Below are 13,963 nucleotides of genomic sequence, written 5' to 3' on the forward strand. Positions count from 1 at the left end.
CGCGCAGCCCGCGCCACCGCCTGCGCCACTTCGTGCTCCACGCGCCACCTCGGGTGGCGCAACGACACCGAACTGGCGCAGACGCGCGCTCCCGGGCGAGCTCGACTCCTACTCGGTACCAGCTCCACCGCCGGGACCGCGCCCTTCGCCGACCGCCTCGAAGGCGAGCACGTCAACCGCCAGGGTGATGGCATCAGGGAGAGCCTGAACGTCCGCTGCACGCTCGGTGCTCCGATGATGGGCCGACGGGCCCATCCCGATGATCGCGGCCGCGAGCGCGTCGTCAGCTGCGGCATCCTGGTCGAGGGCGAAGCGTGCGTCGACGAACCGCTCGGTGCGGAGCCCGAAGTCCGGCTCGAGCTCCTCGACGAGGGCGGCCGCCTTCCCCTCGGGGATCTGCAGCACGCGACCATCGGCGCGGAGCTCAAGCAGGTGCTCAGGTCGAGGCACGACGACGAGCAGCATCCCACCCGGCCGCAGGATGCGACGGAACTCGCTCGCGTTGCGCGGCGCGAAGACGTCGAGCACGACGTCGATCGAGCCGTCGCGGATGGGCAGCGGCTGCCAAGTGTCGGCGACGAGGCCGTTGACGGCGGCCGGCCGGCGGCGGACGGTCCGCAGCACCGCCGCGGGGGAGAGGTCCATCGCGAGCACCCGCGCCGAGCGGACTTCGGTGTCCGATGCCTCGAACACCTCGAGGGCGAGCTCGGTGTAGTGCCCCGTGCCGCAGCCGGCGTCGAGCACCCGCGGAGCAGCGCGCAGTGGCGCCTCGCGCAGCACTGCCGCGAGTTCGCGTTTGAGGGGATCGAAGAATCCCGCCTCGTGCACGAGCGCGCGGGCATCGAGCATCGCGGCATCATCACCGCGTAGGCCGGATGAGGCGGGCCCCAGCGCAGTCAGGTAGCCGCGTTTGTTCGCGTCGAAGGCGTGGCCGTTCGGGCAGCTCAGCTGGAGCGGCGGGCGGGCCTCGAGCGGGGACGCGAAACAGCTCGGGCACCGCAGCCACTCAGACAGGGTCTGAATGGTCATACGGTGCCCGAGCTGATGCTGAGCGGGTCGGCTCAGTGGTGCTCGCCGTGACCGGCCTCGAGCTCGCCCTTCGTGACCGGAGCGATCCGGTCCTCGAAGAACCAGCGCGACATGCCGGCACGCAGACGCTGACCGAAGGTGATCTTGCCGCGCGAGTTCGGGCGCAGCATGAGCGGCTCGTAGGTCTCGAAGCTGACGAGGCGCCACCGCTCGTACTCGTCGAGCGGCTCGTGCACCTCGATGAACTCGCCACCGGGGAGCTTGACGATGCGACCCGACTCGAAGCCGTGCAGCACGATCTCGCGGTCCTTCTTCTGCAGGGCGATGCAGACGCGCTTCGTGATGAAGTACGCCACGAACGGCCCGAGGATGACCACGGCCTGGAGCGCGTGGATCACGCCCTCCATGGTCAGCGAGAAGTGCGTCGCGAGGAGGTCGGAGCTCGCCGCGGCCCAGAGGCCCGCGTAGAAGGTGACGCCGGCAGCGCCGATCGCGGTGCGGGTGGGGGCGTTGCGCGGACGGTCCGCGATGTGGTGCTCGCGCTTGTCGCCCTTCACCCAGGCCTCGATGAACGGGTACATCAGGGCGAGGACGATGAACACGCCGATCGCGATGATGGGCACCAGGATGTTGAAGGACCAGGTGCGGTCGAGCCAGACGAACTCCCAGCCCGGCGGGATGAGTCGCAGGGCGCCGTCGGCGAAGCCGATGTACCAGTCGGGCTGGGTACCGGCCGACACGGGCGACGGGTCGTACGGGCCGTAGTTCCAGATCGGGTTGATCGTGAACAGCGACGCGATGAGCGCGAGCACACCGAAGACGATGAAGAAGAAGCCGCCGGCCTTGGCCGCGTACACCGGGAGGATGGGCGGGCCGACCGCGTTGCCCGGGGTCTTGCCCGGTCCGGCGTACTGCGTGTGCTTGTGCACGACCACGAAGACGAGGTGGAGCGCCACGAAGGCGACCACGAGCGCGGGCAGCAGCAGGATGTGCAGCGTGTAGAGGCGGCCGACGATGTCGGTGCCGGGGAACTCGCCGCCGAACAGCAGGAACGACATCCACGTGCCGACCAACGGGAAGCCCTTGATCATGCCGTTGATGATCGCGAGGCCGTTGCCCGAGAGCAGGTCGTCGGGGAGCGAGTAGCCCGTGAAGCCCTCGGCCATCGCGAGGATGAAGAGCACGAAGCCGATCACCCAGTTCAGCTCGCGCGGCTTGCGGAACGCACCGGTGAAGAAGATGCGGAGCATGTGCAGGCCGATGGCGGCGACGAAGAGCAGCGCGGCCCAGTGGTGCATCTGCCGGACGAAGAGGCCACCGCGGATGTCGAAGGAGATGTCGAGCGTCGACGCCATGGCGACCGACATCTCGACGCCCTTCAGCGGCACGTAGGAGCCGTTGTAGTGCACCTCGGCCATCGAGGCCTGGAAGAAGAAGGTCAGGAACGTGCCCGAGATGAGCACGACCACGAAGGCGAAGAGCGCGACCTCACCGAGCAGGAACGACCAGTGGTCGGGGAAGGCCTTGCGGCCGAGCTCCTTGACGAAGCCCGCGACGCTCGTGCGTTCGTTGACATAGACGGACGCCGCCGCGGTGAACGACCGCTTCTGCGGGGCGTTGGTGGTTGCGGTGCTCAATGACGCTCCCAGAAGCTCGGGCCGACAGGTTCGGTGAAGTCGCTCTGCGCGATGAGGTAGCCCTCGTCGTCGACGGCGATCGGCAACTGCGGCAGCGGCCGCTTGGCCGGACCGAAGATGACCTCGCAGTGGTTCGCGACGTCGAACTGCGACTGGTGGCAGGGGCACAGCAGGTGGTGCGTGTGCTGCTCGTAGAGGGCCACCGGGCAGCCGACGTGCGTGCAGATCTTGGAGTACGCGACGATGCCGTCGTACGACCAGGTCTTGCGCTCGGGCAGCTCGTTGAGGTCCTTCGGATCGAGGCGCATGAGCAGGACGGCGGCCTTGGCCTTCTCGTCGAGCTTGCCGTGCTCGAGGTCCTGGAGGCCCTCGGGGATGACGTGGAAGGCGCTGCCCATGGTGACGTCGGACGCCTTGATCGGGGCGCCGGAGGGGTCGAGCGCGAGACGCGTGCCCTTCTTCCACATCGTGTGGCTGAGCAGCTCGATCGGGTTCTGGTCCTGCGGAGCGAGGCCGCGGAACAGCACGACGGCGGGCAGGGGGAAGACCAGCAGCGCCCCGATGAGGCTGTTGCGGATGACCGCGCGACGGGAGAAGCCCGACTCGCGGTCGGCGTCCTGGAAGACCTTGACCGCGGCGGCCTGCGTCTCGGGGGAGCCGCCGATCGGGTGGCGCTCGTCGACGAGCTCCACGTCGTACATGAGCGACTTCGCCCAGTGCACCGCGCCGAAGCCGATGCCGAGCAGGGCGAGCGTCGCACCGAGGCCGATGAAGAGGTTGTTCAGTCGGACGTCGCCGACGTTGTTCGACTCCATCGGGAAGAGCATGTACGCGGCGATCGCCCACACGCTGCCGAGGATCGACAGGTAGAAGAGCGTGTAGACCGTGCGCTGGGCACGCTTCTCGCGCTTCGGGTCCTCATCGGTGACGCGCGGGCGGTGGGGCGGGAAGCCCGGGTTCTCGAACGAGTCGGGGGCGATGAGCGCGGTGCCCGGCGAAGCGGCGGGCGCGGCGTGCGACGAGTCGGCAGCGGCGATCTCCGTGCCGCTGTGGTCGTCCTGAGCCATGGTTCTCCTTTGTGAAGCTTCTTCGATGCCGGGGGTGCGTCAGTTGGACTTCGCCGTGATCCACACGGTGATCGCGACCAGCGAGCCGAGACCGAAGATCCAGATGAACAGACCCTCCGCGACCGGGCCGATCGAGCCGAGCTCGAAGCCGCCGGGCGAGCGATTGTCCTGCACGTACTTCAGGTACGTGATGATGTCGCGCTTGTCCTCGGGCGAGATGTTCATGTCGTTGAACACCGGCATGTTCTGCGGGCCGGTGACCATGGCCTCGTAGATGTGCACGCCCGTGACATCCGTCAGCGCGGGAGCGAACTTGCCCTCGGTGAGCGCGCCGCCCGCGCCGGCCACGTTGTGGCACATGGCGCAGTTGATGCGGAAGAGCTCCGCACCGTTCGCGGCGTCGCCGCCGCCGTTGGTGAGGTGGTCGGCGGGGATATCCGGGCCCGGGCCGAGCGACGCCACGTAGTAGGCGAGCTGCTTCACCTGCTCATCGGTGAACTGCACCGGCTTCTTCTGGGCCTGCGGGCCCTGCATCTGCATCGGCATACGGCCGGTGCCGACCTGGAAGTCGACCGCCGCGGCGCCGACGCCGACGAGGCTCGGGCCGTCCGTGGTGCCCTGGGCGGCGAGCCCGTGGCAGGTCGCGCAGTTCGCCTGGAAGAGCTTCTTGCCCTCGTCGATCGTCTGCTGCGAGTTGGCGCTGGACTCGGCCTGGGCCGTGCCGGTGCTGAACGCCGCGTAGGCGCCGCCGGTGAAGACCAGTCCAAGTGCGAGAAGGGCGACGGTGGCGAGCGGGTGCCGGCGGCCGGTGCGTCGCTTCTGGCGGTTCATAGGGCTCTTTCTGTTCTCGGACATGCTGCGTCGACGTTTCGGGGTGATCACTTGAGCACGTAGATCACGAGGAAGAGGCCGATCCAGACGACATCGACGAAGTGCCAGTAGTACGAGACGACGATGGCGCTCGTCGCTTCCTTGTGGCCGAAGTTCTTGACCGCGAAGACGCGTCCGATGACGAGCAGGAACGCGATGAGACCGCCGGTGACGTGGAGACCGTGGAAGCCGGTCGTCAGGTAGAACGCCGAGCCGTAGGCGTTCGAGTCGATCGCGATGCCCTCGCTCACGAGCTGCGCGTACTCCCAGATCTGGCCGGCGACGAACACCGAGCCCATGGCGTAGGTGAGGAAGAACCACTCGACCATGCCCCACTTGACCGGGTTGTACCAGGCGCCGGTCATGTAGGGCTGCATGCGCTCAGCAGCGAAGACGCCGAACTGGCACGCGAAGCTCGACAGCACGAGGATGATCGTGTTGGTCAGCGCGAACGGGAAGTTCAGGCGACCTGCCTCGAACGTCCAGAGCTCGGGCGACGTCGACCGCAGCGTGAAGTAGATAGCGAAGAGGCCAGCGAAGAACATGACCTCGCTGCCGAGCCAGACGATCGTCCCCACCGCCACGGTGTTGGGCCGATTGATCACGGGCATGCTCGCCTGAGGAGTGATAGAGGTGCTCGTCACCCCTCCATTATGGCTGAAACCAGCGCTGAGTTTTCGTCAGGAGGGCAAGCCGTGTCAGACCATTGAAGTAAGGTCACCCTCAGTTGCGCTGCGCGATCCCCGGGAATTCACCGTGAATCCGCGCCAGTAGGATCGAAGCCATGACGGATCAACGCACCTGGCCCGCGATCATCAGCGCCCTTCTGGAGGGCGAAGACCTCAGCGTGTCGGACGCCGCCTGGTGCATGGAACAGGTGATGACCGGGCAAGCGGGGGAGGCGCAGCTCGCCGGATTCCTCGTGGCGCTCCGGGTGAAGGGTGAGACCGTCGACGAGATCGTCGGCTTCCGCGACGCGATCCTCGAACACGCCCTGCCGCTCGCGGTCGACCCGATGGCGCTCGACATCGTTGGCACCGGTGGCGATCGCTTCGGCACCGTGAACGTCTCGACGATGGCGTCAGTCATCGCCGCCTCCGCCGGGGTCCCCGTGATCAAGCACGGCAACCGGGCGGCGAGCAGCGCCTCAGGTTCCTCCGACGTCCTCGCGGCCCTCGGCATCGACCTCTCCCTCCCGGCTGAACGGGTCGCCGAAGTGCTCGGCGAGTCGGGCATCACCTTCGCCTTCGCCGGGGCATTCCACCCGGGCTTCCGCCACGCCGGACCGGTGCGCTCGCAGCTCGGGGTGCCGACGGTGTTCAACTTCCTCGGCCCGCTCTGCAACCCGGCGCGGCCCGAGGCATCCGCCGTCGGCGTCGCGCACCTCGACCGGGTGCCCCTCATCGTCGGCGTGTTCCAGACCCGGGGCGCCACCGCTCTCGTGTTCCGCGGCGACGATGGGCTCGACGAGCTCACGACGACCGGCCACTCGCACATCTGGGAGGTGTCCCTCGGCACCGTCAAGGAGCACGACCTCGACCCCAGGGACCTCGGCATCGCGCGCGCCGACATCAGTGCCCTCGTCGGCGGCGATGCGGCGCACAACGCCGAGATCGTGCATCGCGTCTTCGCGGGGGAGCGCGGTCCGATCCGCGACATCGTCGTGCTGAACGCGGCCGCCGGTCTCGTGGCCTTCGAACTGGCGAAGGACCCGTCGCAGGTGCAGCGGGCGATCATCGACCGCTTCCGCGACAAGATGGCCGTCGCCGAAGAGGCGATCGATTCGGGCGCCGCCGAGCGCAAGCTCGGCGAGTGGGTCGCGGCGACGCAGCGCTGACGCACGACCCTCGCAGACCGGCAGGCGGATGCCCCGCACGAGCGTGCGGGGCATCCTCGTCGTTGCCGGGTGGCCGTGTGGCGACGGCTCGTCAGCGCACGTCCTCGTCGACCCAGTCGAGGGTCTTGGTGACGGCCTTCTTCCAGAGCCGCAGCTCGCGCTCGCGCTCCTCGGCATCCATCTTCGGCTCCCAGCGCCGATCCTCCTGCCAGTTGGCGCGAAGGTCGTCGAGTCCCGACCAGAAGCCGACGGCGAGGCCGGCGGCGTAGGCCGCGCCGAGCGCCGTGGTCTCGGCGACGACCGGCCGTACCACCGGGACGCCCAGGATGTCGGCCTGGAACTGCATGAGCGTGTTGTTCGCGATCATGCCGCCGTCGACCTTCAGCTCGCTGAGCTCGACGCCGGAGTCCGCGTTCACCGCGTCCAGCACCTCGCGTGTCTGGAACGCGGTCGCCTCGAGCGCGGCGCGGGCGATGTGGCCCTTGTTCACGTAGCGGGTGAGGCCGACGAGCGCGCCGCGGGCATCGGGCCGCCAGTATGGCGCGAATAGACCTGAGAACGCCGGCACGAAGTACGCACCGCCGTTGTCCTCGACGCTCTTCGCGAGCTCCTCGACCTCCGGCGCGCTCGAGATGAGCCCGAGGTTGTCGCGCAGCCACTGGATGAGCGAACCAGTGACGGCGATCGATCCCTCGAGGGCGTAGTGCGGCTCTGCGTCGCCGAGCTGGTAGCCGAGCGTGGTGAGCAAGCCGTTCTTCGAGTGCACGATCTCGGTGCCGGTGTTGAAGATCAGGAAGTTGCCGGTGCCGTAGGTGTTCTTCGACTCGCCCGGGTCGAAGGCCGCCTGGCCGAACGTCGCGGCCTGTTGGTCGCCGAGGATGCCGGCCACCGGCACCTCGCGCAGCAGGCTCGACGGTTCGACGGTTCCGTAGACCTCGGAGGAGCTCTTGATCTCCGGGAGCATCGAGCGGGGTACCCCGAAGGCTTCGAGGATGTCGTCGCGCCAGCTCAACGTCTCGAGATCCATGAAGAGGGTGCGGCTCGCGTTGGTGACGTCGGTGGCGTGCACGCCGCCGTCGGCGCCGCCGGTGAGGTTCCAGAGCACCCAGCAGTCGGTGGTGCCGAACAGCAGATCGCCCGCCTCGGCCTTCTCGCGGGCACCCTCGACGTTCTCGAGGATCCAGACGATCTTGGTGCCCGAGAAGTAGGTGGCCAGGGGGAGTCCCACGTCCTGCTTGAACCGCTCGACGCCGCCGTCCGCGGCGAGACGGTCGACGATGGACTGCGTACGCGTGTCCTGCCAGACGATCGCGTTGTAGACGGGCCGTCCGGTGTGCCTGTCCCAGACCACGGCGGTCTCACGCTGATTCGTGATGCCGACCGCGGCGATGTCGTGGCGGGTGAGATCGGCCTTGCCGAGGGCCTGGCCGATGACCTCGCGGGTGTTGTTCCAGATCTCCATGGGGTCGTGCTCGACCCAACCCGCGCGCGGGAAGATCTGCTCGTGCTCGAGCTGCCCGGTCGAAACGATCGAGCCGGACTTGTCGAAGATGATCGCACGGGTGCTCGTGGTGCCCTGATCGATCGACAGGATGTAGTCGGCCATGGAAATGGCTCCTCTCGCGACCGCCGCCCGGCGGCCGCCGTCGTGTTCGTGCTGAGGTACAGGTGGCGGAACGACTCGGGGCCGCCCTCGGCGAGGACGGCCCCGAACGTTCAGCCGAGGAGCGGCAGGGCGAAGATCGCGGCCCAGCCGGCGAGGACTCCGCCGATGATCGGGCCCACGATCGGCACCCAGGAGTAGCTCCAGTCGCTCGACCCCTTGCCCTTGATCGGCAGGATGGCGTGCGCGATGCGCGGGCCGAGGTCACGGGCCGGGTTGATCGCGTAGCCGGTCGGGCCACCGAGGGAGGCGCCGATTCCGATCACGAGGAGCGCGACAGGGAGGGCGCCGAGGGCCGCGAGGCCGGAGGCGTCGCCGTTGCGGCCGAAGCCGATCACGACGAAGACCAGCACGAAGGTGCCGATGATCTCGGTGACGAGGTTCCAGCCGTAGGAGCGGATCGCCGGCCCGGTCGAGAACACGCCGAGCTTGTTCGCCGGCTCGGGCTCCTCGTCGAAGTGCTGCTTGTACGCGAGCCAGCAGAGCACGGCGCCGATGATGGCACCGATCAGCTGCGCACCGATGTAGGTGATGACGCTCAGGAACGAGACCGCCACCGTCGTTCCCATCGCGGCGTTGCCGAACTCGGTCGCGCCGTTCGCGACGAGGCCGAGCGTGACCGCCGGGTTGATGTGCGCGCCGGAGGCGTACGACACGACCACACCGGCGAAGACCGCGAGGCCCCAGCCGAAGTTGACCATGAGGAACCCGCCGTTGAATCCCTTGGTGCGCACGAGTGCGACGTTGGCGACCACGCCACAGCCGAGCAGTACGAGCATCGCCGTGCCGACGAGCTCCGCGAGGAACAAGACCCCGAGATTGTCCACGTTGACTACCCATCCTTTCGCTGAGCCCGCGGGCCGCGCCCAAGGGCGGTGATAGTGCTCACCCTAGTCACAGAGTCGGGCGCGGGGGAAGAGCGCTCCCTCCCGCGCGTTCCGGACGATTCACCGGAGACCCCTTACCGGAACTGCTCGGTGGGGCGTAGGTTGGCGGTACTGCCGTTGCGGCGTCGGTGCCCTCTGCGCGACGCCGCGCGGCCCTGCGGGGAAGGGATTTGCGGTGAAGAAGATCATCAACGACCCGAAGCGCGTGGTCGACGAGTCCGTGGCGGGCTTCGCGGCCGCCCACGCCGATCTGGTGCGTGTGGAGTACGACCCGATCTTCGTCGTGCGAGCCGATGCGCCGGTCGCCGGCAAAGTCGGACTCGTCAGCGGCGGCGGCAGCGGCCACGAGCCGCTGCACGCGGGCTACGTGGGCTACGGCATGCTCGACGCCGCCGTCCCCGGCGCCGTCTTCACCTCGCCGACGCCCGACCCGATCCTCGCCGCGACGAAAGCGGTCGACGGGGGAGCCGGCGTGCTCCACATCGTGAAGAACTACACGGGCGACGTGCTGAACTTCGAGACCGCCGCCGATCTGGCCGCGGCCGAGGGCATCGAGGTCCGCGCCGTCGTCACGAACGACGACGTCGCGGTGAAGGACTCGCTGTACACCGCCGGTCGGCGGGGGGTCGCGGGCACCGTGCTGGTCGAGAAGATCGCCGGCGCTGCCGCGCAGCGGGGCGACTCGCTCGAGCAGGTCGCCGAAATGGCGGAGCGGGTGAACGCGAACGCCCGCTCGATGGGCCTCGCACTCACGCCCTGCACTGTCCCGCACGCGGGCGAGCCGAGCTTCACGCTCGCCGAGGACGAGATCGAGATCGGTATCGGCATCCACGGTGAGCCGGGACGCGAGCGCATCAAACTCGAGCCGGCCGATCGGCTCGTGGATCGGCTGCTCGCCCCCATCCTCGAGGACCTCCCGTACGCGTCGGGTGAGCGGACGCTCCTCTTCGTCAACGGGATGGGCGGCACGCCGCAGGTGGAGCTCTATCTCGCCTATCGACGGGCAGCCGAGGCGCTCCGAGAGCGCGGCATCGAGGTCACCCGCTCACTCGTCGGCAACTACATCACCTCGCTCGAGATGCAGGGCATGTCGATCACGCTGCTGAAGCTCGACGACGAGATGGTCGAGCTCTGGGACGCGCCCGTGCAGACGGCTGCGCTCCGCTGGGGCCGGTAGAGAGGGGCTGGACGTGGGGTTGGACATCACCTGGGCGGTCGACTGGGTGCGCCGGAGCGCGGACACCGTCGCCGAGCATCGCACGAGGCTCATCGCGCTCGATCGGGAGATCGGCGACGGGGACCACGGCGAGAACCTCGATCGCGGCTTTGAGGCCGTGCTTCCGAAGCTCGACGATCTCGCCGCCGGATCGACACCGGGCGACGTACTGAAACTCGTCGCCACGACGCTGATCTCGACGGTCGGCGGCGCGGCGGGGCCGCTGTACGGCACGGCCTACCTCAAGGGCGCGATGGCGGCGGGATCGGCGACGTCGCTCGACGGCCCGGCGATCGCGGCGGTGCTCACCGCCGCGCGTGACGGGATCGTCGCGCGCGGCAAGGCCGAGTCCGGCGACAAGACGATGGTGGACGCCTGGACCCCGGCGGTCGAGGCCGCTGATGCCGCCGCGGACTCCGGGGCCGATGCCCGCACCGTCCTCGAAGCTGCGGCGAGCGCGGCCGAGGCCGGTGCTGAGGCGACTGAGCCGCTCGTGGCGAGGAAGGGACGAGCGAGCTATCTCGGGGAACGCTCCGCGGGGCATCGCGATCCCGGGGCGGAGTCGACGGCACTGCTGCTGCGCGCTGCGGCGGACGCCGCGGACGCGGCGGCGGGGGACTGAAGGGTGGGCTCCGAGGGTCGAGTGGGCCTCGTCTTCGTCTCGCACTCCGCGAAGATCGCAGAGGGGCTCGTGGAGTTGGCCGGCCAGATGGCTCCGGAGACGGCGCTCGTCGCCGCCGGCGGAACGGACGACGGGCGGATCGGCACGAGCTTCGACCGTGTGAGCGCGGCGATCGCCGAGGCGGATGCCGGGCGCGGCGTCGTCGTGCTCTGCGACCTCGGCTCGGCGATCCTCACCGCGGAGACGGCGCTCGACTTCCTCGACGATGCCGTACGCGAACGCGTACACATCGTGGATGCGCCGATCGTCGAGGGCGGCGTGGCGGCGGCGGTGGCGGCGCAGGCGGGAGACGGCCTCGACGCGGTGGCCGCCGCAGCGCGCAGCGCCGGCGGCGGCGTGCCGGAGCGCGACGAGGCATCCGCTGGTCCTGGGCCGGGACCGGCATCGGAGGCGGGTGTGTCCGGGCCGCGGCGCACGGTGCGCCTCCGCAATGCGGACGGGCTGCACGCGCGCCCCGCCGCCGAGCTGGTGAAGCTCGCGAGCACCTTCGCTCAACCGGTGACGGTGAACGGCACCGATGCGAAGAGCCTGCTCGCGATCATGGCGATGGGGCTGACGAAGGGGGCCGAGGTCGTGATCGCGAGCGCGGATCCCGAGGGCGGGCCCGCCGTCGAAGCCCTCGCCGAGCTCATCGAGTCCGGGTTCGGGGAGGCGTGACCGGCGGCGTACGCGCCGCGCGGTGTCAGTTGCCGCCGCTGATGCGGATGTCCGTGCCCGTCGTGTAGCTCGAGTCGTCGGACAGCAAGTAGTCGACGGCGCCGGCGATCTCGTGCGGCTCGCCGGCGCGACCCATCGGGATGGATGCCGCGCGCTCCTCCGGCGCGTTCGGCCGGCCGGCATCCGCGTGGATCTCGGTGCGCGTGGTGCCGGGGGAGACGGTGTTCACGCGCACCCCGGCGCGCGCGAACTCCTTGGCGGTGCCGAGCGTCAGCACATTCAGGGCGGCCTTGCTCATCGAGTACGGCACGTAGCGGTTCGGGGAGCCGCTCGTCGCGGCGCCGGAGGAGATGTTCACGATCGAGCCGCCTCGGCCGCCCAGCTCGGTCGACATGTGCCGGATCGCCTGCTGCGTGATGACGAGCGGCGCGAGCACGTTCACGCGGAAGACGAGCTCGCTCTCCTCGAGCGGCACGTCGAGGAACCCGCCGATCCGTCCCGTGATCCCCGCGTTGTTGACGAGCCCGGTCACGGTGCCGAACTGTTCGATCGCGGTCGGCACGATCTGTGCGGCCTCGTCGAGGTCGGCCAGGTCGACCTGGAGGAGTTCGACCCGGGCGCCGGTGTCGCGGAGGCGTGAAGCGAGCTCCTGCGCCTCGGTCGCGCGCGTGCGATAGGTGAGCAGAAGCGCGTGACCCTTCCCCGCGAGCCGCTCAGCGATGGCCCGGCCGATCCCGCGGCTGCCGCCGGTGATGATGGTCGCAGGGGTCGTGGTGGCGTCGGACGTCATGCGTCCAGCCTAGGCAGCGCGGCGGGGTGGCGGCGCGCGGCGTCGAGGCGTAGCATCCGGCCATGGCACGCGACGCAGCGAGCCGCCCAGGCGACGGCAACGCTTTCACCAGGTTCTTCGATCGAGTGGATTCCGCGCTCGAGCCGATCTTCGGCGCCCCGCTCGCGACCGGCGGCCTCGAGCAGGAAGATGCCGCCGAGCTCCGGACCCGACCGTGTCCGGTCTGCGGTCATGCGATCTTCGAGCACACCTTCGACGATCTCTCGGGCAACATCGTCATGACGTGCCCTACGTCTGAGCGTCTGCCCGAGCGGGCGACGACCGGGCCGCTGAACGAGCTGGGGATGCCGGCGCACGGTCGCCGGCTGGAGCGCTACGAGCAGCGCGCCTCGGCGGGATGAACGGTCGCGCGCTGCGCGGACGCCATGGGTTGCGGATTCGAACCTCCGTTTCGCACGTCGACGTGTCCGTGGCCGGTGCTTCACTGGCGACATGACTGAGGTGCGACTCCAACGCTGGTCGGATGGCGATCTCGCCACGCTGCAGCGCAGCAACACGACCGAGATGACCGCCCACCTGGGCGGACCTGAGGCGCCCGAGGCTGTTGAGCGACGTCATGCGCGGTACCTGGGGGAGTGGCGCGACGGCACCGCCCGCATGTTCCGCATCGTCGTCGCCGGGCACCCGGAGGGGGTCGGGTCCATCGGCTATTGGCCGCACGATCACCACGGGGAGGCGGCCGTCGAGGCAGGTTGGGCCGTCGAGTCGGCGCATCAGGGGCGCGGTATCGCGACGGCTGCGCTCCGCGCGCTCATCGCCGAGGTGCGACGGCACCATCCTGCGATCGCGATCTATGCGTACCCGCGGCTGACGAACGAGGCATCCGGTGCGATCTGCCGCAAGGCGGGGTTCGAGCTCGCCGGAGTGGAAGCGTTCGAGTACCCCCGTGGGCACGTCGAAGATTCGGCGGTCTGGGTGTTCCGGAGCCCAGCTGTGTGACGATGAGGCGATGAGCGCGGTGACAGTGCGGGCGATGACGCCCGAGGAGTACGAGGCCTGGCAGTCGACGATCGCAGGCGAGTACGCGGCCGAGCAGGTGGCCAGTGGCGCCTGGTCTGCAGACGGTTCGGTCGAGCGTGCCCGTGCGGAGAATAGCGTCCGATTGCCGGAGGGCTCTGAGACACCTCGCATGCTGCTCCTGCGCGGTGTGGACGAACTCGGCGAGCCGGTGGGGCGCGCCTGGGTCGGTCTCGACCACCCGCGGGGCGCGCCTGGCGTCGCCTTCCTGTACGACTTCGAGATCGTGGAGGGGCGACGTGGCTCTGGCCTCGGACGCGCGCTGCTCGCGGCGGTCGAGGAGGCGGCGCTCGCGGCCGGGGCCGAAGCGCTCGAGCTCAACGTCTTCGGCAGCAATACTGCGGCGATCGGGCTGTACTCGTCGAGCGGGTACGCGGTGACCACCCAGCAGATGCGGAAGCCGCTCGGGGAGCGGGGACCGCGCGGGATCAGCGGGCAGCCGACGGTCTGAGAATGAACCGCTGAGACGGCGCGCCAGGCGCGCCGTCGCGATCAGCCGCAGTGAGCCAGGCGGCTTGGGGGAAGCACTCCGAGGTCGGTTCATGTGCGGC

15 protein-coding genes are annotated in these 13,963 nt (G+C 69.4%); 7 read left to right on the forward strand and 8 right to left on the reverse strand.

Annotated elements, in window-relative coordinates; all coding sequences use genetic code 11:
• Positions 1-108: 108 nt before the first annotated feature.
• From M3147_RS06190 to ctaE, 5 genes are all read right to left on the reverse strand, one after another.
• Entirely contained in the window at positions 109-849 is a 741-nt protein-coding gene (locus tag M3147_RS06190) for a methyltransferase domain-containing protein (protein WP_251202610.1), read from the reverse strand.
• A 212-nt stretch (positions 850-1,061) separates the two neighbouring features.
• Positions 1,062-2,666: a cytochrome bc1 complex cytochrome b subunit gene (gene qcrB, locus M3147_RS06195; protein ID WP_251202611.1), complete on the reverse strand. Its 1,605-nt coding sequence runs from the start codon at positions 2,664-2,666 to the stop codon at positions 1,062-1,064.
• Complete coding sequence (gene qcrA / locus M3147_RS06200; RefSeq protein ID WP_251202612.1) at positions 2,663-3,733, reverse strand: cytochrome bc1 complex Rieske iron-sulfur subunit; 1,071 nt, start codon at positions 3,731-3,733, stop codon at positions 2,663-2,665. The genes qcrB and qcrA overlap by 4 nt, the downstream gene beginning before the upstream one ends.
• 39 nt (positions 3,734-3,772) lie before the next feature.
• Positions 3,773-4,564, reverse strand: coding sequence for a cytochrome bc1 complex diheme cytochrome c subunit (gene qcrC / locus M3147_RS06205; RefSeq protein ID WP_251202613.1), 792 nt, complete (start codon positions 4,562-4,564; stop codon positions 3,773-3,775).
• A gap of 47 nt (positions 4,565-4,611) precedes the next feature.
• Positions 4,612-5,214 carry an aa3-type cytochrome oxidase subunit III gene (ctaE, locus tag M3147_RS06210; protein WP_251202951.1) on the reverse strand — a complete coding sequence of 201 codons (603 nt, stop codon included), beginning with the start codon at positions 5,212-5,214 and terminating at the stop codon, positions 4,612-4,614.
• Positions 5,215-5,387: 173 nt separating this feature from the next.
• On the opposite strand from ctaE, the gene trpD reads away from it, so the two are divergent.
• On the forward strand, positions 5,388-6,440 hold the full coding sequence (gene trpD / locus M3147_RS06215) for an anthranilate phosphoribosyltransferase (protein WP_251202614.1): 1,053 nt from the start codon (positions 5,388-5,390) through the stop codon (positions 6,438-6,440).
• Positions 6,441-6,531: 91 nt separating this feature from the next.
• Here trpD and glpK read toward each other — a convergent pair whose 3' ends face one another.
• Positions 6,532-8,046 carry a glycerol kinase GlpK gene (gene glpK / locus M3147_RS06220; RefSeq protein WP_251202615.1) on the reverse strand — a complete coding sequence of 505 codons (1,515 nt, stop codon included), beginning with the start codon at positions 8,044-8,046 and terminating at the stop codon, positions 6,532-6,534.
• 110 nt (positions 8,047-8,156) lie between these two features.
• Positions 8,157-8,930, reverse strand: coding sequence for an MIP/aquaporin family protein (locus M3147_RS06225; RefSeq protein WP_308201049.1), 774 nt, complete (start codon positions 8,928-8,930; stop codon positions 8,157-8,159).
• 235 nt (positions 8,931-9,165) lie between these two features.
• Here M3147_RS06225 and dhaK point away from each other — a divergent pair, with 235 nt between their 5' ends.
• The 3 genes from dhaK to dhaM are packed head-to-tail and all read left to right on the forward strand — an operon-like array spanning position 9,166 to position 11,545.
• Positions 9,166-10,167, forward strand: a complete 1,002-nt coding sequence (gene dhaK / locus M3147_RS06230; RefSeq protein WP_251202616.1) for a dihydroxyacetone kinase subunit DhaK — start codon at positions 9,166-9,168, stop codon at positions 10,165-10,167.
• Positions 10,168-10,180: 13 nt separating this feature from the next.
• Positions 10,181-10,828 (forward strand): dihydroxyacetone kinase subunit DhaL, encoded by a 648-nt coding sequence (gene dhaL / locus M3147_RS06235; protein ID WP_251202617.1) that lies wholly within the window; start codon positions 10,181-10,183, stop codon positions 10,826-10,828.
• 3 nt (positions 10,829-10,831) lie between these two features.
• Positions 10,832-11,545, forward strand: coding sequence for a dihydroxyacetone kinase phosphoryl donor subunit DhaM (gene dhaM, locus M3147_RS06240; RefSeq protein WP_251202618.1), 714 nt, complete (start codon positions 10,832-10,834; stop codon positions 11,543-11,545).
• A 25-nt stretch (positions 11,546-11,570) separates the two neighbouring features.
• Here dhaM and M3147_RS06245 read toward each other — a convergent pair whose 3' ends face one another.
• Positions 11,571-12,335: an SDR family NAD(P)-dependent oxidoreductase gene (locus M3147_RS06245; protein WP_251202619.1), complete on the reverse strand. Its 765-nt coding sequence runs from the start codon at positions 12,333-12,335 to the stop codon at positions 11,571-11,573.
• A 62-nt stretch (positions 12,336-12,397) separates the two neighbouring features.
• Here M3147_RS06245 and M3147_RS06250 point away from each other — a divergent pair, with 62 nt between their 5' ends.
• The 3 genes from M3147_RS06250 (at position 12,398) to M3147_RS06260 (ending at position 13,863) form a co-directional block, all read left to right on the forward strand.
• On the forward strand, positions 12,398-12,736 hold the full coding sequence (locus M3147_RS06250) for a hypothetical protein (protein ID WP_251202620.1): 339 nt from the start codon (positions 12,398-12,400) through the stop codon (positions 12,734-12,736).
• A gap of 91 nt (positions 12,737-12,827) precedes the next feature.
• Positions 12,828-13,334, forward strand: coding sequence for a GNAT family N-acetyltransferase (locus M3147_RS06255; RefSeq protein WP_251202621.1), 507 nt, complete (start codon positions 12,828-12,830; stop codon positions 13,332-13,334).
• A gap of 10 nt (positions 13,335-13,344) precedes the next feature.
• Positions 13,345-13,863, forward strand: a complete 519-nt coding sequence (locus M3147_RS06260) for a GNAT family N-acetyltransferase (protein ID WP_251202622.1) — start codon at positions 13,345-13,347, stop codon at positions 13,861-13,863.
• Positions 13,864-13,963: the final 100 nt, after the last annotated feature.

Origin of the sequence: Agromyces mediolanus, from assembly GCF_023715325.1 — a bacterium.
Classification (GTDB): domain Bacteria; phylum Actinomycetota; class Actinomycetes; order Actinomycetales; family Microbacteriaceae; genus Agromyces; species Agromyces mediolanus_A.

Bases quoted from the DNA above. Each gene is read 5' to 3' on its own strand.
- M3147_RS06190 (WP_251202610.1), bottom strand. From the start codon at position 849: ATGCTCGATGCCCGCGCGCTCGTGCACGAGGCGGGATTCTTCGATCCC.
- ctaE (WP_251202951.1), bottom strand. From the start codon at position 5,214: ATGCCCGTGATCAATCGGCCCAACACCGTGGCGGTGGGGACGATCGTC.
- M3147_RS06260 (WP_251202622.1), top strand. From the start codon at position 13,345: ATGAGCGCGGTGACAGTGCGGGCGATGACGCCCGAGGAGTACGAGGCC.
- M3147_RS06250 (WP_251202620.1), top strand. From the start codon at position 12,398: ATGGCACGCGACGCAGCGAGCCGCCCAGGCGACGGCAACGCTTTCACC.
- M3147_RS06255 (WP_251202621.1), top strand. From the start codon at position 12,828: ATGACTGAGGTGCGACTCCAACGCTGGTCGGATGGCGATCTCGCCACG.
- M3147_RS06245 (WP_251202619.1), bottom strand. From the start codon at position 12,335: ATGACGTCCGACGCCACCACGACCCCTGCGACCATCATCACCGGCGGC.
- trpD (WP_251202614.1), top strand. From the start codon at position 5,388: ATGACGGATCAACGCACCTGGCCCGCGATCATCAGCGCCCTTCTGGAG.
- qcrC (WP_251202613.1), bottom strand. From the start codon at position 4,564: ATGAACCGCCAGAAGCGACGCACCGGCCGCCGGCACCCGCTCGCCACC.
- qcrA (WP_251202612.1), bottom strand. From the start codon at position 3,733: ATGGCTCAGGACGACCACAGCGGCACGGAGATCGCCGCTGCCGACTCG.
- glpK (WP_251202615.1), bottom strand. From the start codon at position 8,046: ATGGCCGACTACATCCTGTCGATCGATCAGGGCACCACGAGCACCCGT.